This is a genomic window from Amylibacter sp. SFDW26 (assembly GCF_009184395.1).
Taxonomy (GTDB): domain Bacteria; phylum Pseudomonadota; class Alphaproteobacteria; order Rhodobacterales; family Rhodobacteraceae; genus Amylibacter.
Window position 1 is genome coordinate 500,836 of record NZ_WEIC01000002.1, and the last position, 21,725, is coordinate 522,560.

The 21,725-nt window shown below is 46.9% G+C and carries 22 protein-coding genes and 1 tRNA gene; 15 read left to right on the plus strand and 8 right to left on the minus strand.

The window, feature by feature from the left end:
• Nucleotides 1-38: 38 nt before the first annotated feature.
• Nucleotides 39-1,334 (minus strand): XRE family transcriptional regulator, encoded by a 1,296-nt coding sequence (locus tag F9L33_RS08730; protein WP_152142371.1) that lies wholly within the window; start codon nt 1,332-1,334, stop codon nt 39-41.
• Nucleotides 1,335-1,547: 213 nt separating this feature from the next.
• Between F9L33_RS08730 and F9L33_RS08735 the strand changes: the two genes are divergently transcribed.
• From F9L33_RS08735 to acs, 6 genes are all read left to right on the plus strand, one after another.
• On the plus strand, nt 1,548-2,885 hold the full coding sequence (locus tag F9L33_RS08735; RefSeq protein WP_152142372.1) for a substrate-binding protein: 1,338 nt from the start codon (nt 1,548-1,550) through the stop codon (nt 2,883-2,885).
• A 109-nt stretch (nt 2,886-2,994) separates the two neighbouring features.
• On the plus strand, nt 2,995-4,032 hold the full coding sequence (locus F9L33_RS08740; protein ID WP_152142373.1) for a branched-chain amino acid ABC transporter permease: 1,038 nt from the start codon (nt 2,995-2,997) through the stop codon (nt 4,030-4,032).
• A 2-nt stretch (nt 4,033-4,034) separates the two neighbouring features.
• The gene (locus tag F9L33_RS08745) at nt 4,035-5,231 is read left to right on the plus strand and encodes a branched-chain amino acid ABC transporter permease (protein ID WP_152142374.1); all 1,197 of its coding nucleotides are present in this window, start codon (nt 4,035-4,037) and stop codon (nt 5,229-5,231) included.
• Between the two features lie 11 nt (nt 5,232-5,242).
• Nucleotides 5,243-5,998 (plus strand): ABC transporter ATP-binding protein, encoded by a 756-nt coding sequence (locus F9L33_RS08750; protein ID WP_152142375.1) that lies wholly within the window; start codon nt 5,243-5,245, stop codon nt 5,996-5,998.
• The gene (locus F9L33_RS08755) at nt 5,998-6,759 is read left to right on the plus strand and encodes an ABC transporter ATP-binding protein (RefSeq protein WP_370452098.1); all 762 of its coding nucleotides are present in this window, start codon (nt 5,998-6,000) and stop codon (nt 6,757-6,759) included. Before F9L33_RS08750 ends, F9L33_RS08755 begins: the two co-directional genes overlap by 1 nt.
• A gap of 85 nt (nt 6,760-6,844) precedes the next feature.
• A complete protein-coding gene (gene acs, locus F9L33_RS08760; RefSeq protein ID WP_152142376.1) occupies nt 6,845-8,785 on the plus strand; it encodes an acetate--CoA ligase in 1,941 nt (646 codons plus the stop codon).
• A gap of 118 nt (nt 8,786-8,903) precedes the next feature.
• Here the strand turns inward: acs and F9L33_RS15995 are convergent, their stop codons facing one another.
• Nucleotides 8,904-9,035, minus strand: coding sequence for a hypothetical protein (locus F9L33_RS15995; RefSeq protein ID WP_255478306.1), 132 nt, complete (start codon nt 9,033-9,035; stop codon nt 8,904-8,906).
• A 333-nt stretch (nt 9,036-9,368) separates the two neighbouring features.
• Nucleotides 9,369-9,444, minus strand: a tRNA-Lys gene (locus F9L33_RS08765).
• 104 nt (nt 9,445-9,548) lie between these two features.
• On the opposite strand from F9L33_RS08765, the gene dapF reads away from it, so the two are divergent.
• The 7 genes from dapF (at nt 9,549) to F9L33_RS08800 (ending at nt 16,081) form a co-directional block, all read left to right on the plus strand.
• Complete coding sequence (gene dapF / locus F9L33_RS08770) at nt 9,549-10,394, plus strand: diaminopimelate epimerase (protein ID WP_152142377.1); 846 nt, start codon at nt 9,549-9,551, stop codon at nt 10,392-10,394.
• Nucleotides 10,387-11,649, plus strand: a complete 1,263-nt coding sequence (gene mtaB, locus F9L33_RS08775; protein ID WP_152142378.1) for a tRNA (N(6)-L-threonylcarbamoyladenosine(37)-C(2))-methylthiotransferase MtaB — start codon at nt 10,387-10,389, stop codon at nt 11,647-11,649. The genes dapF and mtaB overlap by 8 nt, the downstream gene beginning before the upstream one ends.
• Before the next feature lies 1 nt (nt 11,650).
• Nucleotides 11,651-12,307 carry a glutathione S-transferase gene (locus F9L33_RS08780; protein ID WP_152142379.1) on the plus strand — a complete coding sequence of 219 codons (657 nt, stop codon included), beginning with the start codon at nt 11,651-11,653 and terminating at the stop codon, nt 12,305-12,307.
• Nucleotides 12,308-12,448: 141 nt separating this feature from the next.
• The gene (locus F9L33_RS08785) at nt 12,449-13,072 is read left to right on the plus strand and encodes an FMN-binding negative transcriptional regulator (RefSeq protein WP_152142380.1); all 624 of its coding nucleotides are present in this window, start codon (nt 12,449-12,451) and stop codon (nt 13,070-13,072) included.
• 11 nt (nt 13,073-13,083) lie between these two features.
• On the plus strand, nt 13,084-13,347 hold the full coding sequence (locus F9L33_RS08790) for a hypothetical protein (RefSeq protein ID WP_152142381.1): 264 nt from the start codon (nt 13,084-13,086) through the stop codon (nt 13,345-13,347).
• Nucleotides 13,347-13,955 (plus strand): glutathione S-transferase, encoded by a 609-nt coding sequence (locus tag F9L33_RS08795; protein ID WP_152142382.1) that lies wholly within the window; start codon nt 13,347-13,349, stop codon nt 13,953-13,955. The genes F9L33_RS08790 and F9L33_RS08795 overlap by 1 nt, the downstream gene beginning before the upstream one ends.
• Before the next feature lie 89 nt (nt 13,956-14,044).
• Entirely contained in the window at nt 14,045-16,081 is a 2,037-nt protein-coding gene (locus F9L33_RS08800; protein ID WP_152142383.1) for an NADH:flavin oxidoreductase, read from the plus strand.
• Between the two features lie 35 nt (nt 16,082-16,116).
• Here the strand turns inward: F9L33_RS08800 and F9L33_RS08805 are convergent, their stop codons facing one another.
• The gene (locus F9L33_RS08805; RefSeq protein WP_152142384.1) at nt 16,117-16,737 is read right to left on the minus strand and encodes an FMN-dependent NADH-azoreductase; all 621 of its coding nucleotides are present in this window, start codon (nt 16,735-16,737) and stop codon (nt 16,117-16,119) included.
• A 121-nt stretch (nt 16,738-16,858) separates the two neighbouring features.
• Here F9L33_RS08805 and F9L33_RS08810 point away from each other — a divergent pair, with 121 nt between their 5' ends.
• Nucleotides 16,859-17,458 carry a CGNR zinc finger domain-containing protein gene (locus F9L33_RS08810; protein WP_152142385.1) on the plus strand — a complete coding sequence of 200 codons (600 nt, stop codon included), beginning with the start codon at nt 16,859-16,861 and terminating at the stop codon, nt 17,456-17,458.
• On the opposite strand, the gene F9L33_RS08815 is transcribed toward F9L33_RS08810, so the two are convergent.
• Together F9L33_RS08815 and F9L33_RS08820 are read right to left on the minus strand one after the other, a co-directional pair.
• On the minus strand, nt 17,455-18,057 hold the full coding sequence (locus tag F9L33_RS08815) for a LysE family translocator (RefSeq protein WP_152142386.1): 603 nt from the start codon (nt 18,055-18,057) through the stop codon (nt 17,455-17,457). The two genes, F9L33_RS08810 and F9L33_RS08815, sit on opposite strands and share 4 nt — an antisense overlap.
• Nucleotides 18,054-18,413, minus strand: coding sequence for an MmcQ/YjbR family DNA-binding protein (locus tag F9L33_RS08820; protein ID WP_152142387.1), 360 nt, complete (start codon nt 18,411-18,413; stop codon nt 18,054-18,056). Before F9L33_RS08820 ends, F9L33_RS08815 begins: the two co-directional genes overlap by 4 nt.
• 108 nt (nt 18,414-18,521) lie before the next feature.
• Here F9L33_RS08820 and F9L33_RS08825 point away from each other — a divergent pair, with 108 nt between their 5' ends.
• Nucleotides 18,522-19,610: an NADH:flavin oxidoreductase/NADH oxidase gene (locus F9L33_RS08825; RefSeq protein WP_152142388.1), complete on the plus strand. Its 1,089-nt coding sequence runs from the start codon at nt 18,522-18,524 to the stop codon at nt 19,608-19,610.
• Here the strand turns inward: F9L33_RS08825 and F9L33_RS08830 are convergent.
• Nucleotides 19,607-20,056 carry a MarR family winged helix-turn-helix transcriptional regulator gene (locus F9L33_RS08830; protein WP_152142389.1) on the minus strand — a complete coding sequence of 150 codons (450 nt, stop codon included), beginning with the start codon at nt 20,054-20,056 and terminating at the stop codon, nt 19,607-19,609. The two genes, F9L33_RS08825 and F9L33_RS08830, sit on opposite strands and share 4 nt — an antisense overlap.
• Nucleotides 20,057-20,185: 129 nt before the next feature.
• Nucleotides 20,186-21,721, minus strand: a complete 1,536-nt coding sequence (locus F9L33_RS08835) for a sodium:alanine symporter family protein (protein ID WP_152142390.1) — start codon at nt 21,719-21,721, stop codon at nt 20,186-20,188.
• Nucleotides 21,722-21,725: the final 4 nt, after the last annotated feature.

The window sequence follows — 21,725 nt, forward strand, 5'->3', positions numbered from 1 at the left end:
GTCACCCTATAACGAATCTTCATTTAGGCAAGCAGGAACTACTGTAGCAGATATTTCGATCTGCGGGCCGCACAATTGTCGCGGGGGCACACTGGGCATTGTAAACCTACAGCCAGATTGGGTTGTGATGCGATCTGTGGCTTTGTTAGCAACATGTCGTAGTCCGGCGTGAATGCCATAACAGCACTTGCGCGGGCTGGCATGCCAATAGCATTTGGCTCATCGTATTGTGCAAGGGAATATGTCAGAAACCTCTCGCCAGTGGGGGTATTGATGAAAGCTTTGATCGGTTGGTACGGTTGGCTTAGGCTGCGATATATCGGCCAAAGGGGGCAAGCACCGCTGAAGCGGGGTAATGAAAGTGTAGGTAGTTTTTTTCGAAAAATCACGGCGCCACTGCCATCGCATTCCATGATGCCGAACCTTGGAATATCATCTGCACGCGGCATATGTGCCAGTCGTTTTAAGATTAGCGTCAGTGGTATGTTTAAATCTTGGGAAAGGGCAATGGGGTTGAATTGAAGCTTTTGGGCGATTGGTAAAAAAGCTTGGATTGGTAGCATTTTTGTAATTTCAGTATACCGCTCTAATGTCTTTAACGTTTCAGGTTGCTCCTCATCAGGAATGCTCAATGTGTCCATATAGACTTGAGCAGAAGTGCCGTTTTTTTCCAAATCGTCTATGTAAAAGTCATGTTGTTCTAATAACGCTTCTGCTGTTGCGTTGTCGCTTGTTTGTGTGTTGTTTTCGGGTGAGGGCTCAAAATGTTGCAAGATATCTTCGGCAGTTTGCGCTAAACGATTTGCCTCGTCCAGCAGGTTGTTCAGGAATTTGCCCTTTAAGGTATCTGGCAGGGTTTGATCATCAGATAAAATTTCTGCTGTTGATTTAATCGTGGTGATATTCGACAGCATCAGATGCATGGCTTCTGAAAAGAATGGATCATTGTTCATCTGGTCAGACATGGCCTGCAGTGTTTCACCCTGTGCGGCTGATTGCTCGAACTGTCGTCCTATCAACCTTGCAAAGCCTGGAAAGCGTGCAATGAATTCTTCTGTTCGACTTGTCTCGCAATTGATTGAGGGGGTGCTGGCGGCCGATTGATTTACACGATCGATTAAGGCTTGATCAGCACCCTCAGTTAACTCTCTCGGATCGATTTCCAACACACGCGCCAAAGCCAATAATGTTTTGCCGCCGATTCCCCGTCTGTTGTGTTCAATCAAGTTTAAATAGGACGCAGAAATTCCCGCACTCTTTGCCAATGCGGCTTGGCTGATCTTCTTGGATCGCCTGTTTTCGCGGATTCTGGTTCCTAGAAGAGTGCGTGGCATAATCGCTTCCCTTTATTTTTAAACAAAAAACTGTGATTTAGTAAATATATTTACTATTAATGAATATGTAAATTCAATTAATTTACAAAATAAATAAATAAAAACAGTTATTTATTGTAAAAGTTACAGATTGTAATAGTCTAAGCGCGTCGACTAGACACTGGCACGGCGTTCTGGGAGGTTCAGATCGTGCTAGAACATGGGAGGAAATCTATGTCTAATTTAACACGTCGTGGTTTGCTTAAATCTGGTGCCGTAATGGGCGCAGGCTTGGCAGCCCCAACATTTTTCACAAACATGGCACACGCTTATACAAATGCACCAACAGGTTCATCTGTAACGCTTGGCTTTAACGTACCACAAACTGGTCCATATGCGGACGAGGGTGCAGATGAGCTTCGTGCATACGAACTTGCTGTTGAACACCTAAACGGTGGTGGAGACGGCGGCATGATGAATACATTTTCATCAAAAGCGCTTAAAGGTAATGGTATCCTTGGCAAAAAAGTAGAGTTCGTAACAGGCGATACGCAGACTAAGTCTGATGCGGCGCGTGCTTCTGCGAAATCAATGATCGAAAAAGATGGCGCAGTGATGATCACTGGTGGCTCTTCTTCTGGTGTTGCGATTGCGGTACAAGGTCTATGTCAAGAAGCTGGCGTTATCTTTATGGCTGGTTTGACACACTCAAACGACACAACTGGTAAAGATAAAAAAGCCAACGGCTTCCGTCACTTCTTTAACGGCTACATGTCTGGTGCTGCTTTGGCGCCTGTGCTTGAAGCACGTTATGGTAATGACCGTAATGCGTACCACCTTACAGCTGACTATACTTGGGGTTGGACGCAACAAGAGTCTATCCAGCAAGCAACAGAAGGCAAAGGTTGGAACACAGTTAACAACGTATTAACACCGTTGGCGACAACAGACTTCTCGTCTTATGTGGCGCCTGTGTTGAATTCTGGCGCTGACGTTTTGGTTCTAAACCATTACGGTGGTAACATGATCAACTCTTTGACATCAGCTGTTCAATTTGGCCTACGTGACAAAGTTGTTAACAACAAGAACTTTGAAATCGTTGTTCCGTTGTACTCTCGCCTAATGGCGCGTGGTGCAGGTGAGAACGTTAAAGGTATCTTTGGTTCAACAAACTGGCACTGGTCTTTGACTGATGACGGCACAAAAGCTTTCGTTAAGTCATTTGGTGAGAAGTATGGCTTCCCTCCATCACAGGCTGCGCACACAACATACGTACAAACATTGCTTTATGCTGATGCTTGTGAGCGTTCTGGTACATTCAACCCATGTGGCGTTGCTGAAGCTCTTGAAGGCTTTAAGTTCGACGGTATGGGTAACGGTCCAACTGAGTACCGTGCTGAAGATCACCAGTGTTTCAAAGACGTTCTAGTTGTGAAGGGTAAAGAAAACCCAACATCAGAATTTGACGTTCTTGAAGTTGTTGAAGTTACACCTCGTGCACAAGTTGAGTATCCAGTGGATCACCCAATGTTTGCAGGCGGTGACTTGGGTAAATGTAACCCAGGCGCATAAGCTTTGCATGACTGATAAAGGATCGCGTCCCCTTGTGGGGGCGCGATCATTCTGCCAAGCACCCTATAGAATGGTGCAGTTATAATTATCGATTAGTAGGACCTGGGAAATGGATGCGATATTCCTTCAGATACTTAATGGCTTAGACAAGGGTAGCGCATATGCGCTGATTGCTTTGGGCCTTACACTTATTTTCGGCACATTAGGTGTTGTGAACTTTGCACACGGTGCGTTGTTTATGATCGGTTCCTTCTGCGCTGTAACACTAAGCAAAATCTTGACACTTTCAACGGTGACGCTCGACCCGACAAAAACTGATTTTCTGGGCAACCCGCTAAAGGTCAAAACACCTTATGTCGTTGAATGGTTTGGAGAATCCACTGGTAACGCGATGATTGATTGGTCCGTTCCGCTTGCCATTCTGTTTGCAATCCCGGTGATGTTACTTCTTGGTTGGGTTATGGAACGTGGCTTGATCAAGCATTTCTATAAACGGCCTCATGCGGATCAGATTCTAGTGACTTTTGGTTTGGCCATTGTGATCCAAGAGATTGTAAAAGCAACGTATGGTGCGAACCCAATTCCGACACCTGCACCTGATCAATTTGTTGGATCATACAATGTTGGGGCTCTTATTGGCTTGGATGCAAGCTATCCTTACTGGCGTATGATTTATTTCGGGTTCTCCGTGACGATTATTGCTGCAGTATTCTCATTCTTAAAGTTTACGACATTTGGTATGGTTGTTCGTGCTGGTATGGCAGACCGTGAAACCGTAGGCATGCTTGGCATTAATATCGACAAACGTTTTACAATTATGTTTGGTGTTGCCGCAGCTGTAGCTGGCCTTGCGGGTGTAATGTACACACCAATCAATTCACCTAACTATCACCAAGGCATGGACTTCCTTGTTCTAAGCTTTGTTGTTGTGGTTGTTGGCGGTATGGGCAGTTTGCCAGGTGCAGTATTGGCTGGGTTCCTTTTGGGTACGCTTGAAAGCTTTGCATCCATGAATGAAGTCAAAGGCTTTTTCGAAGCGCTATACTTACCGTCTATTGACCAAATCATCATCTATCTAGTTGCAATCATCATTTTGCTGACCAGACCGCGCGGATTGCTTGGTCGTGCTGGCGTGATGGAGGAATAACAATGAAACATCTATCAAAAACAGATAAATCAACATTTATCTTGGTTGCAATCCTTGCCCTTTTGGCACCGTTCATTTTGAACCCGTTCCCAGAAGGCTCTGCTATGGCGCAGTTCAACGCAGGTTACCCTGACTTGATGCAGCGTTTTGCAATCTTTGGTATCCTTGCTATCGGATTTAACATCCTATTCGGTTTAACGGGTTATCTATCATTCGGTCACGCCGCATTTTTGGGTGTAGGATCATATTCAGCGGTTTGGATGTTCAAATTGCTGTCCATGAATATCGTTCCTGCGATTATTCTGTCTGTGATCGTGGCCGGTGTTTTCTCCTTACTGATTGGCTTCATTTGTCTGCGTCGCTCTGGAATTTATTTTTCCATCCTGACGTTGATGTTTGCGCAGATGAGTTACTCATTAGCTTATTCGGTCCTGACACCGCTTACGAATGGTGAAACAGGTTTGCAGGTTTACAATGATGATCCGCAATACTTAATGGGACCAAATTCATCAGAAGTAACAAACTTATTCGGTTTGGAGATGCGTAGTACATTTACATTGGATGTAGGTCCTTGGGCGTTCCAATTTAACCTCGGTTACTATGTTTGCGCGCTATTCTTATTGCTTGCTTTCTACATCGCTATACGCATTTTCCGGTCTCCCTTTGGTTTGATGTTGCGTGCGATTAAAACCAACCAGACCCGCCTGAACTATACAGGTTTGAACTCTCGTCCATATACATTGGCCGCGTTTGTCATCTCTGGCATGTATGCGGGTCTGGCAGGTGGTTTAATGGCTTCTATGGATCCATTGGCGGGTGCGGAACGTATGTATTGGACTGCATCAGGAGAGATTGTTTTGATGACAATTTTGGGCGGCGTTGGTACATTGCTTGGGCCAGTTCTGGGCGCGGGTTTTATTAAGTATTTCGAAAACATCTTTTCAAAGATCAACGATACAGTGTTGCACACATGGTTCTCTATTCTGCCTGATGGTTTGGAAAATGCGATTGTATGGGTTCTACATTTCTTCGTGGGTAAAGGCTGGCACCTAACGCTAGGCTTGTTGTTCATGATGATCGTTATCTTTTTGCCAGGTGGCTTGATGGAAGGTGGTCAAAAAATCATGAATAAAATTCGTGGTAAGAAAAAGAACGACAAAGATGGTGGCGCAAAAGCAGCTGCCACACCTGCGGAATAAGGAGAGGGCTGATGGGAATTTTAGAAGTCCAAAATGTGAATAAAAGCTTTGGTGGCTTGAAAGCGTTGCAAAACGTAAACCTTGATATCGAAGAAGGAACTATTCACGCGATCATCGGACCAAATGGCGCTGGTAAATCAACTTTGCTGAACTGCTTTGTTGGTAAACTGGTACCAGATACGGGTACCGTAATGTTTGACGGTAAATCGTTGTTGGGTATCAAACCACACGAGATCAACCAAACAGGTGTAAGCCGTGTGTTCCAAACACCAGAGATATTCAGCGAGCTAACCGTTGCTGAAAACGTGTTGATTCCATGCTTTGCGAAACGTGATGGGGCATTCACATTGAATGCATTATCACGAGTCACAGGTGAAGTGGATGTTCGTGAAAAAGCGGAACAGATGCTGATCGATGTAAGCATGGAAGATAAAAAAGACATGCTGGCATCATCGCTATCGCGTGGTGATAAACGCCGCTTGGAAATGGCTATGTGTTTATCACAAGACCCTAAGTTGCTGCTTTTGGATGAGCCAACAGCGGGTATGGCGCGTGCAGATACAAACAATACAATCGAGTTGTTGGCGCAAATTCAAGAACGTCGCCATATCACAATGGCCGTGATTGAGCATGATATGCATGTTGTGTTCTCATTAGCCCAAAAAATCAGCGTGCTTGCACAAGGCACCGTAATCGCGGAAGACTTACCTGAGAACATCAAAGGCCATCCAAAAGTACAAGAAGCGTATTTGGGTGGAGCACACTAATGTTGGATAATACAGCTATGGCTAAAGAAAAAAACGCAAATCACGCAGCAACGGCACCCGCCTATTTTTCTGCATATGACATTCACGCCTATTACGGTGAAAGCTACATCGTTCAAGGTGTCAGCCTGAATATTCATGAGGGTGAAATTCTTGCCCTTTTGGGTCGAAATGGTGCTGGTAAAACATCTACGTTGCGCGCAATAGCACGTTTGGATGATCCGATGCTGACTAAAGGTGAAGTATGGTTAGATCATCAACCGCTTCACAAAATGAAGTCTTATGAAGCGGCGCAATCTGGTATCGCTTTGGTGCCAGAGGATCGCCGTATCATTCAGGGTTTGACAGTTGAAGAGAATATTCAACTTGCGCAAATCTCAGAACCTGTAGGTTGGTCATTGGATCGTATCTATGACTTGTTTCCACGTTTGGGTGAACGTCGTAAACAAGAAGGCACAACACTTTCAGGTGGTGAGCAACAAATGTTGGCAATCGGTCGAGCGCTTGCACGTGACATTAAATTGCTATTGTTGGATGAGCCTTACGAAGGCTTGGCGCCTGTGATCGTTCAAGAGATCGAAAAGACTTTGCAGATGATCCGTGAACAAGGCATCACAACGATCATCGTTGAGCAAAATGCGGTTGCTGCGTTGAATTTAGCGGATCGGGCTGTGATCTTGGATACAGGACAAGTTGTTTTTGATGGTACAGCAAAAGAGGTGCTGGACAATGAAGAGCTTCGCCACGAATATCTGGCAATCTAAACAGCCAAGATTTGGTACTTAATTTATTATTCAAAGCGGTTTTTCTGAAGGTTAATCGGGAAAACTTGCTATCTGCGAGGAACATATGACAGATAAAACTTTTCCACCAGCAACTGACGTTTCTGCGAACGCGCATGCTGACCTAGCGAAATACGAAGAGATGTATGCAGCTTCTGTTGCTGATCCAGAAGCATTTTGGGCTGAGCATGGTAAACGTTTGGATTGGATGACACCTTATACAAAGGTGAAGAATACAAGCTACGCTTATCCTGATGTATCTATTAAATGGTATGAAGATGGTGTTCTGAATGTCTGCGCAAATTGTGTTGATCGTCATTTGGATACGCGCGGTGATCAAACAGCGATCATTTGGGAGAGTGATGAACCGGGTGGCGATGAAAAGATTACATATAAGAAGTTGCACGAAGAGGTTTCTAAACTTGGGAACGTTTTAAAAGATTTGGGCGTTAACAAAGGCGACCGTGTGATTTTGTATATGCCAATGATTCCAGAAGCGGCTGTTGCAATGTTGGCTTGCGCGCGCGTGGGCGCAATCCATTCAATCGTCTTTGGCGGTTTTAGCCCTGACGCGTTGGCAAGCCGTATTACCGATTGCGATGCGAAACTGGTGATCACAGCAGACGAAGGTCCACGTGGTGGTAAAGCCATTGGCCTAAAGAAAAACGTTGATGCAGCTTTGGCAATCAGCGGCGATGTCACAACTTTGGTTGTGGCACGCACAGGCGGTGGTCCAGGTAATCAAGACGGCCGTGACCATGACTATGCACAGCTTATGGCCAAGGCGTCTGCGGATTGCCCGCCAGAGCCTATGAATGCCGAAGATCCATTGTTCATCCTGTATACATCAGGTTCGACAGGTAAACCAAAGGGCGTTGTACACTCTTCTGGGGGTTACCTTGTTTACGCTTCCATGACGCATCAATATACGTTCGATTACCATGATGGTGACGTATATTGGTGTACAGCTGACGTGGGTTGGATCACAGGCCACAGCTATATTGTTTACGGGCCACTTGCGAATGGTGCGACGACATTGATGTTCGAGGGCACACCAACTTACCCTGACACGTCACGGTTTTGGCAGGTGTGTGAAAAACACAAGGTGAACCAGTTCTATACAGCCCCAACAGCGATCCGCTCTTTGATGGGCTTGGGTGATGGTCCCGTTAATAAATGTGATCTGTCTTCATTAAAAGTGCTTGGCACAGTTGGAGAGCCGATCAACCCAGAAGCATGGAATTGGTACAACGAAGTGGTTGGCAAAGGAACAGTGCCAATTGTGGACACATGGTGGCAAACGGAAACGGGTGGTCACATGCTGACACCGCTACCAGGTGCAACAGCAACGAAACCAGGGTCGGCAACACGTCCATTCTTTGGGGTGCAACCTGTTATTCTGGATCCGCAAACGGGTAAGGAAATTGAGACAACTGTTGCCGAAGGTGTGCTGGCGATCAAAGAAAGCTGGCCCAGCCAAATGCGTACGGTTTATGGCGATCACGAGCGTTTTGTGAACACGTACTTCCAACAGTACAAAGGCTATTACTTCACCGAAGATGGCTGTCGCCGTGATGAAGATGGGTACTATTGGATCACTGGTCGTGTGGACGATGTGTTGAACGTCTCTGGTCACCGTATGGGTACAGCTGAAATTGAAAGCGCATTGGTCGCCCATCCAAACGTGGCGGAAGCTGCTGTTGTAGGCTTCCCACATGATGTTAAGGGGCAAGGCATCTATTGTTATGTGTCCCTGAATGTAGGCACAGAAACATCCGAAGACTTGCGCCTTGAGTTGCGTAATTGGGTGCGTAAAGAGATCGGCCCAATTGCCTCCCCTGACTTTATCCAATTCGCCCCTGGTTTGCCAAAAACACGCTCTGGCAAAATCATGCGCCGCATTCTGCGTAAGGTTGCAGAAAATGATTACGGATCATTGGGGGATACATCGACACTGGCTGAGCCAGAGGTAGTGGATGACCTAATCGAAAACCGACAAAATAAGTAAGACGACAACACCGCGAAACTACAAAGACCCAAGGTATAACTTTGGGCCTTTGTATAAATCTGATATGTGGCTAATTAATTTAACCGACTGAGCCTTATATAGCAGATGTTTAGTACTCTTAATTTAAAGTAATTGTCATCTGTTCTGGTGAATCTTTAACCTTTGGACGTGCCGTTAATTTAACGACATTTTTTTCAGTTGAAACTTTATAACATGCAAATTTCGCATTAGGTTGTAATAATGGCTTCATGCAAAATTTCCCTGACTTTACACGAAAGAAACCGCACGTAAGGCTTTGCGTGACCTGCAACTCAAAGGTTTTCTACGAGTTTCTAAAATTGCTCTTCTTGGCCCGCTACGTATCCCGTTTGAATGATATGCAGGGCACATAAGCTATGGCACAACATGGCGTATTGTGTAACCGACAATTAAGAACTTATTTTGGCATTTTAAAACTATAGATACTCCATGATTGCCAATGGGTGAACACGGTAAGCCAATGCAATTTGTCCCCCACATGTCCCTCAGAAAGTAAAAAAGGCTAGGGGTATTTCGCAAAATACGCCCTAAGCCTTTGTTTTATTGGTGAGCCGGTCGGGGTTCGAACCCGAGACCTACTGATTAAAAGTCAGTTGCTCTACCAGCTGAGCTACCGGCCCTCCATTGCGCGGGTATTATGCGTCTCAGGGGCTTTGGTCAAGACCTTATCGACAGAAAAATGCTACATCTGGAATGATTGTGACGACTCGTCTATATGAGACCTATGACAAATCAAAATACACATAATGTCGGTTTGCCTTTTTTGAAAATGCACGGTCTTGGAAATGACTTCGTCATTGTTGATGCAAGAAAGGCCGATAACCCTATAACGCCTGCTGTTGCGAAAGCGATTGGCAGCCGATTCTTTGGCGTGGGCTTTGATCAACTGGCTGTTTTGCGTGAAACGGATGATGCTGACATTGCTGTAGATTTCTGGAACTCTGACGGATCAACTGCGGATGCTTGTGGCAATGCAAGCCGTTGTGTGGCGCGTTTGGTGATGGAAGAGACGGGTGATGATTCTATCACGCTGCAAACGGGATTTGGTTTATTGCCTGTCGTGCGCGTAGATGCGGATAATTTCAGTGTGAATATGGGCCAACCGCAGCTGACATGGGATACCGTTCCTTTGGCGCGTGATGTTGATCTGAATGCTTTGCCGATTGAGGGTGAACCAGGTGCCGCTGGTATGGGCAATCCGCATTGTGTGTTTGTTGTGGATGATGCCGAAGCAGTTGATCTGCCAAAGATTGGCCCTGTGATGGAACATCACGAGTTATATCCAGAGCGTACGAATGTTGAGTTTATCAATATCATCAATCGCAACCATATCCGTATGCGGGTTTGGGAACGTGGTGGTATGATCACGCTGGCCTGTGGTTCTGGGGCTTGTGGTGCTGTTGTGGTGGCGCATCGCAAAGGGCTGACAGATCGTAATGTTCAGGTCGATTTGGATGGCGGTACGCTACACATAGATTGGCGTGAAGATGGCGTGTGGATGACAGGGCCAACAGCGCTGGTTTTCTCTGGCGAATTAAGTGCTGAGTTTTTGAGTAGTATTGATGGCTAATCCCCCGATCTTTGAAACCTTTGGTTGTCGCTTAAACGCGTATGAAACCGAAGCTATGAAGGACTTGTCGGAACAGGCAGGTTTGGATGGTGCCGTGGTGGTGAATACCTGCGCTGTAACAGCAGAGGCTGTGCGCCAATCCAAGCAACGTATTCGCAAATTGCGCCGTGAAAACCCTGATGCGCGTTTGATTGTGACAGGATGTGCCGCGCAAACGGAACCCAAAACCTATTCCGATATGGAAGAGGTGGATATGGTTGTCGGTAACATCGAAAAGATGCAGGCGGACACTTGGGAAAACATTGCCAAAGGCCCAGACTTTATTGGCGATGCAGAAAAAGTTCAGGTCGATGATATTATGTCCGTCACCGAAACGGCTGGCCATCTGATTGATGGGTTTGGAACACGGGCGCGTGCCTATGTTCAGGTGCAAAACGGCTGCGATCATCGCTGTACGTTTTGTATTATTCCCTATGGTCGCGGTAATTCACGGTCTGTTGCAGCGGGTGTCGTTGTCGAACAGATTAAGAGATTAGTGGATAAAGGTTACCAAGAGGTTGTGCTTACGGGCGTAGACATCACCAGTTGGGGTGCTGACCTGCCGATGACACCGAAATTGGGTGATTTGGTGCAACGTATTTTGACACTGGTGCCTGACCTGCCACGCCTGCGCATTTCTTCGATTGATTCCGTAGAAGTTGACCCAGCATTGACCGATGCCATTGGCGGTGATCGTCGTTTGATGCCGCATCTGCACCTGTCGCTGCAAGCGGGCGATGATATGATCCTGAAACGGATGAAACGCCGTCATTTGCGCGATGACGCTATTCAGTTTTGCGAAGATATGCGCAAGGCGCGCCCTGATATTGTATACGGTGCAGACATTATTGCGGGCTTCCCGACGGAGACGGAAGAGATGTTTGAGAACTCGTTGAAATTGGTCGAGGATTGTGGGCTGACTTGGCTGCATGTGTTTCCATTTTCACCACGTGAAGGAACGCCTGCTGCGCGTATGCCGCAGATGGATCGCGGTATCATCAAAGAACGCGCTGCACGGTTGCGTGCGGCAGGGGATGAGCAGGTTAATCATCACCTGAATGCTCAGATCCAGAAGCGCCATAATATCCTGATGGAAAACCCGCGTATGGGGCGGACAGAAGGGTTCACGGAAGTGTATTTTGACACTGATCAACCCGTTGGTAAGATTGTGAAAGCGCAGATTATTGGGCGCAATGATACGCAACTGGTAGCCTAATATGCCCCGACCTATTTTATATTCTTTTCGCCGTTGCCCCTATGCAATGCGGGCGCGTTTGGCGTTAGAGGCTGGTGGGATTGATGTGGAACTGCGCGAGATTATTTTCAGGGATAAAGCGCCAGAGTTTTTAGCGACCTCGCCCAAGGGTACTGTGCCTGTTTTGGTGTCTGATAATGATGTTTTATTAGAAGAAAGTTTGGATATCATCCGCTGGTCGATGGAAGCCTCTAAAGCGGGTGAAATCCTTACACCTGACGCGGGCAGTACGGATAAAGCGATTGCTTTGATTGAGCGTATGGACGCGGATTTTAAGCCGCATTTAGACAAGTATAAATACGCCAGCCGTTATGAAGATGTGGATGGGATTGCATCGCGTTCAGAAGGTTCGAAATTCATTGAAGAACTTGAAGATATGTTAGCAGGGCAACCCTATCTATATGGTCAAAAACGATCTGTTGCTGATATTGGTGTGGCACCATTTGTGCGCCAGTTTGCGCATGTAGATCAGGATTGGTTTTATGGCCAAGACTGGACGAATGCCATCAAGTGGTTGGATGCATTTAAAGCGTCGCCAGAGTTTTTGCGTATCATGAAAAAATACCCCAAATGGGTTGCGGGTGATGATGCGATTATTTTCCCACCTGAAATTGACTAACCGCGCGGTGCGTTAAGAATTTCCGAAACTGTGAAAAAACGCTGTATGATCCGCGTATGACAAACGTATGCTTTGCGTATGGCAGTTTGTATGGCACCAAAGATTAACGGCTTTGAGCTTATTGGTTAAGGAAATGTGAAAATGCACCCAAACCCAATTTTTCGTAAATCAGAGCGTGAAGCGAATTTAGCATTCGCACAGCATCGCAGCTTTGGCACTTTGTCGATTAATGCGGATGAAGGCCCGTTGGTTTCGCATGTACCGTTTCAATTGTCCGAAGATGGTAAATCATTGGAGGCGCATCTGGTGCGTTCTAATCCAATTGCGCGTGCTTTGAGGAATGGTGAAGCAAAAGCTGTGATCGCAGTAAGTGGCGGGGATGGATACATCTCGCCCGATTGGTATGAAATTGAGGATCAGGTGCCCACTTGGAATTATGTGGCGGTGCATTTGCGTGGCACTGTGCGGTTGCTGGCTGATGATGCGTTACACGGTGTATTGGAACGGCTCTCTGCCGCGATGGAAACGCGTTTGTTGCCCAAGCCAATTTGGACGATGGATAAGATGACGCCTGGTGCATTGTCCAAGATGATGCGCCAGATTGTTCCGATAGCCATGGATGTTTCTGATACCGATGGAACTTGGAAGTTGTCACAGAATAAAGCTGATGACGTTCGGATACGTGCGCATCAGGGGTTGGCATCAACAGGATTTGGATTAGAATATCAGGCAATTGCGGACCTTATGAAAGATCCGCCCTGTTAGGAGCGTTTAAAATGGCACTACCTATTATCCCTTTGGCAGTTGTTGCGGGTGCAGTTGCACTGGCGCGCAATGTTCATATTTCACCAGTGGACCAACGTGTAGAAGATCGGTTGGATGATGTTGGAGAAGGATTTTCTGTGCACCGCGATAAAGCAGGCCAACAATTGAACAGCAGTTATCGGTGGAAACGCACTGTCCGTTTTGGAAAAAATGGACAGGGGTATGAAATTGATGCATCGGCCCTTGGGCGGATTAAATTTAAGAAAGTAAACTAATGCAGTTATATTCAGCGGCACCGTCCCCATTCGTACGCAAAGCACGTGTGGTTTTGTTAGAGCTTGGTTTGAGTGATCAGGTTGAGATTGTCGAAGCTATGGGAACGCCCATCAATTCGTCGAATATGCCAGTGGATCAGAACCCTTTGGGCAAAATCCCGTGTTTGGTTCGTGAAGATGGGCCATCTATTTACGATAGCCGTGTGATTACGCGGTATTTGAATGATAAAGCGGGTGGTGATCTGTATCCAACCTGTGATCGTCAGTGGGAGACGCTGACATTAGAGGCCACGGCTGATGGTATCATGGATGCGGCTGTGTTGATGGTTTATGAAAAACGCGTGCGCCCTGATGAGTTGGTTTATATGGCGTGGATCAATGCGCAGTGGGAAAAAATTTCCCGTACTTTGGATGCTGTCGAAGATCGTTGGATGGATCACCTGTCTGGTTCATTAGATATGGGCCAAATCGGTTTGGGCATTGCGCTGGAATATCTGGATTTCCGCCATGAAGATCGCAATTGGCGTGTGGGTCGTGATAAATTGGCAGCTTGGCAAGCTGAGTTTGCGAAGCGTGATGCGATGCAGGCGACACAACCAACGGCATAATTCAATTCATCTGTGAGTGAGACAAAGTTTCTTGACAGAAACGGGCTTTGCTTGTCTGATTTTTTCAGCCCAAAGCCAATGGAGAGACTTTGTCGAACGATCCTTTATTACAGCCCTATAAGCTGAAACATCTGACACTGAAAAACAGGATCATGACGACGGCGCATGAGCCTGCGTATCCAGAAGATGGTTTGCCCAAAGAACGGTATCGTGCGTATCATGAAGAGCGGGCAAAAGCGGGTGTCGGGATGACGATGACGGCAGGGTCGGCGATTGTATCGCGGGACAGTCCGCCATCGTTTAACAATATTTTGGCTTATAAAGATGAAGTTGTGCCTTGGATCAAGCAATTGACCGATGCGTGTCATGAACATGGTGCGGCAGTGATGATCCAATTGACCCATTTGGGGTGGCGTACGGGCTGGAATAAGGGGGATTGGCTGCCATCGGTTTCATCTACGCATGGTAATGAACCTGCGCACCGTGCATTTCCTAAAAAGCTGGAAGACTGGGACATTCAACGGATCATTCGGGACTATGCGGATGCTGCGGAACGGATGAAAGCGGGTGGTATGGATGGGATCGAGCTGGAAGCCTATGGTCATTTGATGGATGGGTTTTGGTCGTCTTATACGAATACGCTTGAAGGGGATTATAACGGCAGTTTAGAAAACCGTTTGCGGTTTTGTTTGGACGTGTTGGCGGCAATCCGTGAACGCGTAGGTTCAGAGTTTATCATTGGTATTCGCTATACAGCGGATGAGGTGGATAAAAGCGGGATCACGGCAGAGGATGGTTTGGAAATTGCCAAAATGCTGCGCGATAGTGGCATGGTGGATTTTCTGAATGTGATCCGTGGGCGTATTCATACGGATGCGGCTTTGACAGGGGTTATTCCGATACAGGGGATGGTTTCTGCCCCACATCTGGACTTTGCAGGGGAAGTGCGACGTTTAACTGGAATGCCGACATTTCATGCGGCTAAGATCGCGGATGTGGCAACAGCGCGGCATGCGGTGGCAAATGGGCTGTTGGATATGGTGGGGATGACCCGTGCGCATATGGCTGACCCGCATATCGTGAAGAAAATTGTTGAGGGCCGTGAGGATGATATTCGGCCCTGTGTTGGCGCGACCTATTGTTTGGATCGCATTTATCAAGGCGGCGAGGCGCTTTGTATTCATAATGCAGCTACGGGGCGTGAATTGACGATGCCGCATGATGTGTTGCCTGCAAAGGTTTCCAAAAAGGTTGTTATAGTGGGCGCTGGGCCCGCTGGACTGGAAGCAGCGCGTGTTGCTGCAGAGCGTGAGCATCAGGTTGTTGTGTTTGAGGCGGCAGCGGATGCCGGTGGGCAGATACGATTAACGGCTTTGTCAGACAGACGGCGTGATATGATTGGCATTGTGGATTGGCGCATGGCGCAATGTGCGGCGCGTGATGTGGAGTTTCGGTTTAACACATGGGCAGAGGTTGCGGATGTGGTTGTAGAGCAACCAGATGTGGTAATCGTGGCGACTGGTGGCCTGCCTGATACAGACGTTCTGGAAGTGGGGAACGATCTGGTGGTGTCCAGTTGGGATATTATTTCAGGGGATGTGAAACCTGCGGATACTGTTTTGATTTATGATGATGCTGGAGATCATGCTGCATTGCAGGCGGCAGAGGTTGTGGCGACTGCGGGTGGTGCTGTTGAAGTTATGACGCCTGATCGCAGCTTTTCGCCAGAGGTGATGGGGATGAATCTTGTGCCTTATGTGCGGGAGCTACAAAAGAAGGATGCGCAGTTCACAGTGACCCGTCGATTGATGGGTGTGACACGCGAAGGCAATCAATTGAAGGCTGAGATTGGCACGGATTATAGTGATCTTCGCAGCCATAAGATGTATGATCAGGTGGTGGTGAACCATGGAACATTGCCGATGGATGATCTGTATTTTGAACTGAAACCAATGTCGTCTAATTTGGGTGAGGTTGATTATGATGCTTTGATTGCAGGCGGTGCGCAGACGATTAAGACCAATCCTGATGGTGCGTTTCAATTGTTCCGTATTGGTGATGCGGTGTCAGCACGCAACACACATGCCGCGATTTATGATGCTTTGCGATTGGTGAAGGATATTTGAACCTCAGCCCCAAATGGAACTGAGGTTCTGCGGTATTATTCAGCTGCAATAGCAGCTGCTTCTAGTGCAGTTGCAAGCTCGCCATCTGGGTCTGCTGTGACGAGAGACGGTTGGAAACGGACAGTGTTGATGTCAGTTATGCCTATGACATTTAGCCACCAATCTAAGTAAGCAGAATGGAAGTCGCTGCCGTATTTTGGATCAGCATCTGGGGCGTAAACGCCAGATGTATAAAATACACTGGCCTTTTTGTTTTCTAACAACCCAAAGTACCCTTGTTCAGGATCAAATCCGAAGAGCAAACCTGGTTGTGTGATGATGTCGATGTATTGTTTAAGCTTATATGGAATACCGCCATTCCACATTGGCACTGAAAACACATATTGATCCGCTTGCGTAAAACGGTTCGTGATTTCTACAACTTGATCCCATGCGGATTGGCGTGTGCTGTCCATATCGCCCACACCAAAGAATGTCATTTTTGCTGCGGCTTTATCCCCGTCAAAATCGATCAGGTCTTCTTGCCATAAATCAAGCGTATCTACCTCTAGGCTCGGGTCCGCTAATTTCAACGCGTCTATATGGGTTTGTGCCAGTTGAGTTGATTTTGAATCTTCGCCGCGAGGAGAGGCGATGATGTAAAGTAGTTTGGTCATTGGGGAATCTCCGTGTAACTTTCTAAATATAATTTTGATGGTTACTTGTGTTAATGTAACTTGTCAAACATTGTTTTGATGGTTAACTATTTGGTGATCGTCTTATGTATAGGAATGCCTTGTGATTGATAATGTGCGACCCGATCCGTTTTTAATCGCAGATAATGCTGCGCTTGATTTCATGAACTCTGAATGTTTTTTCGGGGACGGCATGATTGAATGGATTGGTAACGGTGCTGATTTGTTAAGTTGGATGGTAAAATCTGACTTGATTACAGAGGATATCAGAGTTGCATCTGAAAGACAGTTTTCTCAGAAATCGCTTGATGATGTCGCTATAAAAGCGCGTAGTTTGCGGGATTGGTTGCGTGCGTTTACTGCGGGTTCGGAAAAGTCAGATTTGAAAATACTGACGGATATTCTGGCCAAAGATAATCTTTATTGGACTGTAACCCAAGGTGATGATGATCATGCATTGGTTTGGAGGCAAGAACGCACCTATAAAAAAGCATCAGATCTTTTACTGCCAATTGCAGAGGTGATTGGGGACTTTATTTGCAATGTTGATCATACGCATACAAGGAATTGCGAAGGCCCCCAATGTACGCTTTGGTTTAATGATGTCACAAAGAACCGTAAGCGCCGTTGGTGTAGTATGAGTGTTTGTGGTAACCGCGCCAAGGTTGCAGCGCATAGAGAGCGCAAACGAAAGCTTGGTTAGTTTTGTGTCAGCAAGCGTATCCCAAGTGCGCCTAATACAACGGAAGACACGCGGTCGATGTATTTCTTTAAACGTATGTAAAATGCACTGACTGTCTTTGTGCTCATCCCTATGGCCATAGCTGTATAGAACATCAGTTCTACAATTAGGTGGTTTAACACGACGGTAGCATTTTCTGCGAAGGTCATGCCTTTTGGAAAGATCACAACCAATACAGCGGCTGCGAAGAGTACGGATTTTGGATTTAGCAGGTTGATTAGAACGCCTTGTAGGAATGCGCGGTTGGATGGTTTGGTTTCGGTTTCCAATACATCATTTGCGCTGCGCCACATTTTGAAAGCGATATAGAGCAAGTAAACTGCGCCGATAATTTTTACGGCAGTGTAAGCCCATGGAAATATTTTAAAGACTGTATCCAAACCCAAGAGCGCCATAAGCGTCCACATAGCAGCGACTGATCCCAAACCAAACCCAAGAGCGATGCCGGCTGTGCGGCCTGCGTTTAACGTTGTGCGGATCATAACCAAAAAGGCAGGGCCGGGGCTGGCGAGTGCTGCTAATAATGCGATGTTAAATATGATGAGATGTTCAAAAGTCATTCTATAAAACCCAGTTCACGTTGTTTCTTTTTGGTCAGGCCTTCGATGACCAGCTCGTATGAATATGTCAGATGTTTTTTCAACTCTTCATCCGATAATCCTGGCTCTTCGTAATGCTGTATCCATTTCATGCCGCGTGATGCCAAATAGGGCGCTGGGCGTAATCCTGGCATGTCGGGCAAGATTTCGAATGCCATTTCGGTCACTTTGAATGTGAAAGCATCAGCCTCTTTGTTCCAGCCGCAAATAGCAAAGACCTTACCGCCGACTTTCCACACATCTGAGTTGCCCCACTGCATGACATGTGTCGTTTGCGGGAGGCTTTTGCAAAAAGTGTTGAATTCATCACGGGTCATAAAGGTAGCTTAGAAGTGAATTAGAGTGTTGCAAAGATGAATTTATAGGTCTTGCAGGATTTTGGTTGTGTTGATTAGGTGCTTTTAACAAAATTAAGGATCCAACCGATGTCAGCGCTTTTCACACCGTTCACAATAAAAGATATCACATTTCGCAACCGCATTGGGGTTTCCCCTATGTGCCAATATTCCTCTGTCGATGGTTTGGCGAATGATTGGCATATGGTGCATCTGGGATCGCGTGCCGTGGGGGGCGCTGGGCTGATTATTGCAGAGGCTACGGCTGTGCGGGCTGATGGGCGGATTACGCCAAGCTGTGCAGGGTTGTGGAATGATGCACAAGTCGAGGCGTTGATCCCGATTAACCGCTTTATTGCTGATCACGGTGCGGTTCCTGCTGTTCAAATTGGTCATGCAGGCCGCAAAGGATCGTCTGCACGTCCATGGGATGGGGGTGCGCACCTAAAGGATGAAGAGGGTGGATGGCCTATTATAGGGCCAGCCGGTGAAGCCTTTGATGATGACGGCGTGCGTTTGTGGAAAACGCCAAGTCAAATGTCCAAGGATGATATTGCGGATATGCAAAAGGCTTTTGTCGAGAGTGCAAAACGTGCTTTGGCGGCAGGATATCAAGTTTTGGAACTACATGGGGCGCATGGATATTTGTTGCACAGCTTTTTCACGCCTTTGGTGAATACGCGGGATGATGAATACGGCGGTGACACACGTGGGCGTGCCCGCATGATGTTGGAAACGGTTGATGCTGTGCGGGCTGTGTGGCCTGAAAATCTGCCATTGGGTGTGCGGTTATCTGCGGCGGATTGGATTGATGGTGGTTTAACCGTTCAGGATAATATTCAGATGTCAAAATGGCTGAAAGAACGCGGCGTTGATTTTGTGGATTGTTCTGGCGGCGGGGCAACCCCTGCGGCGCGTGCCTCTGTTGGGACGCGGACGGCTGATCAAGTTGGGTTGGCTGAACAAATTCGGGCAGAAGCGGGTATCGCAACGATGGCTGTTGGAGCGATTACAGATGCACAGCAAGCTGAACAGGTAATTGCAAGTGGTCAGGCGGATATGGTGCTGCTTGCACGTCAGATGTTACGCGATCCGTATTGGCCAATGCATGCAGCCCAAGAGTTGGGTGCAGATGTAAAAGCACACATCCCAGTGCAAAACGGGTTTTTTGTTGGTTAGGGTACGCTGTTTGCTTTGGCTTTGAATACTTTGACTTGTGCCAATAAAGCCTCTGCTTCATCCGCGTTAGCATTTAAGGCGCAGCCAAGGTCATGAGGAACTTGTAATGCTTTTTCGCGATATCCTTTGCCTTTGTCCGTTAGGAAAATATGGACGCGGCGTTCATCTTGTTTTGAGCGTTTGCGTTTGATTAGATCGAGCTTTTCCAATCGTTGAACCAGTGGTGTTGTGGTTGCGGGTTCTAATTCCAAGTATTGTGCAAGGGTCTTGATGGTGATGCCGTCCTGTTCCCATAAAACAAGTAAGGACAGATATTGTGGGTAGGTGATATCCATATCGGCCAGAATGGTTGCGTATTTCTTGGTGATTAAGCGAGATGTCGAATAGAGCGCGAAACAGAGCTGGTCTTCTAGACGCAGTGGATTTTGTGAATCGCAGTTTGACATGGGTTTGCCCTGTTCGTGGTATACTTAGTAACTGTAATAATTAGCGCACTAGGTAATGAATGGCAAATTCAAGCATTAGAGAAAGTTAGGGGCAACCCGAAGGCCGCCCCCATCAGGGATGTTAGCATTCTAGTGTTCGAATTTTTTGATTTCACCAGATGCTAGGCGCTCTTTGTATGAGTTGAACTCGTTTTTCACGACTGACATCAAGAAATACAAACCTGTGATATTCACAACGGCCATCGCAAAGATTGCTGCATCAGAGAAGTCGATGACTGGGCCAAGGCTGGCTGCGGCACCAATTACGATGAATACACAAAAGATGATTTTGAATGTAAGCTCAGAGTTTTTGCTTTCGCCAAACAGGTATGTCCATGCTTTCAAGCCGTAGTATGACCATGAGATCATTGTTGAGAATGCGAACAAAATCACTGCAACCGCTAGAACATATGGGAACCAGCTGAAGGCTGATGCAAAGGCCGCTGATGTCAGTGCAACACCAGATGTGCCGCCTACAGTTGCGATTTTACCTGCTTCGATTGCATAGTTACCAGTTGCGGGATCAACGATCAGCTGACCAGAGATTGTGATTACCAAAGCTGTCATTGTACAAATTACAACAGTATCGATGAACGGCTCTAGCAGGGATACAAAACCCTCTGTGATTGGCTCTTTTGTTCTCACCGCAGAGTGGGCAATCGCCGCTGAACCAACACCAGCTTCGTTAGAGAAGGCCGCACGTTTGAAACCTTGGATCAAGGCACCAACCATACCACCTGCAACACCTAGGCCAGTGAATGCGCCAGCAAAGATTTGGCCAAAAGCCCAACCGATTTGGTCAAAGTTCACCAATAGGATGATCAAAGCTGCTGTCACGTACATGACGCCCATGAATGGAACGACTTTTTCTGTTACGCGTGCGATTGATTTCACACCGCCAACGATCACAATGAACACGACTGCTGCAAATACGATGCCTGTGATCCAACCTGGGAAGTCACCGACAATGCCAGAGATTTGAGCATGTGCTTGGTTCGCTTGGAACATGTTACCACCACCAAGTGCACCCAAAATACAGAAGATTGCGAACAGCACGGCTAGGAATTTACCACCTGGTAAACCTTTTTCTGCGAAGCCCTTTGAAATGTAATACATTGGACCACCAGAAACGGTGCCGTCTGGATATTCATTCCTGTATTTTACGCCGAGCGTACATTCGGTGAATTTAGATGCCATGCCCAAAAGACCGGCAAGAATCATCCAGAATGTTGCACCTGGCCCACCGATGCCGACCGCCACTGCAACGCCTGCGATGTTACCCAAGCCGACCGTGCCAGAAAGAGCTGTTGCGAGAGCTTGGAAGTGACTAACTTCACCTGCGTCATTTGGATCAGAGTAATCACCCTTTACCAATGAAATGGCGTGTTTGAAGAATTTCAATTGCACGAAGCCAAAGTACAGTGTGAAAACTGTGGCTGCGATTACGAGCCACATCACGATCCATGGAAATGCTGTTCCTGGAATTGGCGCAAAGATAAAGCTTACGAATGGGCCTGTGAAGGCAGCGAAGGCTTCGTTTACTTGTTCGTCGATGCCTGCAGATGCTGGCATTGTCGATGCAGTTAATGCGCTTAAGGCAAGCGCTGGTGTGTACAGATTTTTCATAATT

Excerpts from the sequence above, each read along its gene's own strand:
- F9L33_RS08755 (WP_370452098.1), top strand. The coding sequence starts at position 5,998 with ATGTTGGATAATACAGCTATGGCTAAAGAAAAAAACGCAAATCACGCA.
- mtaB (WP_152142378.1), top strand. The coding sequence starts at position 10,387 with ATGGCTAATCCCCCGATCTTTGAAACCTTTGGTTGTCGCTTAAACGCG.
- F9L33_RS08820 (WP_152142387.1), bottom strand. The coding sequence starts at position 18,413 with ATGACCCGTGATGAATTCAACACTTTTTGCAAAAGCCTCCCGCAAACG.
- acs (WP_152142376.1), top strand. The coding sequence starts at position 6,845 with ATGACAGATAAAACTTTTCCACCAGCAACTGACGTTTCTGCGAACGCG.
- F9L33_RS08805 (WP_152142384.1), bottom strand. The coding sequence starts at position 16,737 with ATGACCAAACTACTTTACATCATCGCCTCTCCTCGCGGCGAAGATTCA.
- F9L33_RS08740 (WP_152142373.1), top strand. The coding sequence starts at position 2,995 with ATGGATGCGATATTCCTTCAGATACTTAATGGCTTAGACAAGGGTAGC.
- F9L33_RS08815 (WP_152142386.1), bottom strand. The coding sequence starts at position 18,057 with ATGACTTTTGAACATCTCATCATATTTAACATCGCATTATTAGCAGCA.
- F9L33_RS08790 (WP_152142381.1), top strand. The coding sequence starts at position 13,084 with ATGGCACTACCTATTATCCCTTTGGCAGTTGTTGCGGGTGCAGTTGCA.
- F9L33_RS08825 (WP_152142388.1), top strand. The coding sequence starts at position 18,522 with ATGTCAGCGCTTTTCACACCGTTCACAATAAAAGATATCACATTTCGC.
- F9L33_RS08750 (WP_152142375.1), top strand. The coding sequence starts at position 5,243 with ATGGGAATTTTAGAAGTCCAAAATGTGAATAAAAGCTTTGGTGGCTTG.
- F9L33_RS08745 (WP_152142374.1), top strand. The coding sequence starts at position 4,035 with ATGAAACATCTATCAAAAACAGATAAATCAACATTTATCTTGGTTGCA.
- F9L33_RS08785 (WP_152142380.1), top strand. The coding sequence starts at position 12,449 with ATGCACCCAAACCCAATTTTTCGTAAATCAGAGCGTGAAGCGAATTTA.
- dapF (WP_152142377.1), top strand. The coding sequence starts at position 9,549 with ATGACAAATCAAAATACACATAATGTCGGTTTGCCTTTTTTGAAAATG.
- F9L33_RS08835 (WP_152142390.1), bottom strand. The coding sequence starts at position 21,721 with ATGAAAAATCTGTACACACCAGCGCTTGCCTTAAGCGCATTAACTGCA.
- F9L33_RS08730 (WP_152142371.1), bottom strand. The coding sequence starts at position 1,334 with ATGCCACGCACTCTTCTAGGAACCAGAATCCGCGAAAACAGGCGATCC.
- F9L33_RS08795 (WP_152142382.1), top strand. The coding sequence starts at position 13,347 with ATGCAGTTATATTCAGCGGCACCGTCCCCATTCGTACGCAAAGCACGT.
- F9L33_RS15995 (WP_255478306.1), bottom strand. The coding sequence starts at position 9,035 with ATGAAGCCATTATTACAACCTAATGCGAAATTTGCATGTTATAAAGTT.
- F9L33_RS08780 (WP_152142379.1), top strand. The coding sequence starts at position 11,651 with ATGCCCCGACCTATTTTATATTCTTTTCGCCGTTGCCCCTATGCAATG.
- F9L33_RS08735 (WP_152142372.1), top strand. The coding sequence starts at position 1,548 with ATGTCTAATTTAACACGTCGTGGTTTGCTTAAATCTGGTGCCGTAATG.
- F9L33_RS08830 (WP_152142389.1), bottom strand. The coding sequence starts at position 20,056 with ATGTCAAACTGCGATTCACAAAATCCACTGCGTCTAGAAGACCAGCTC.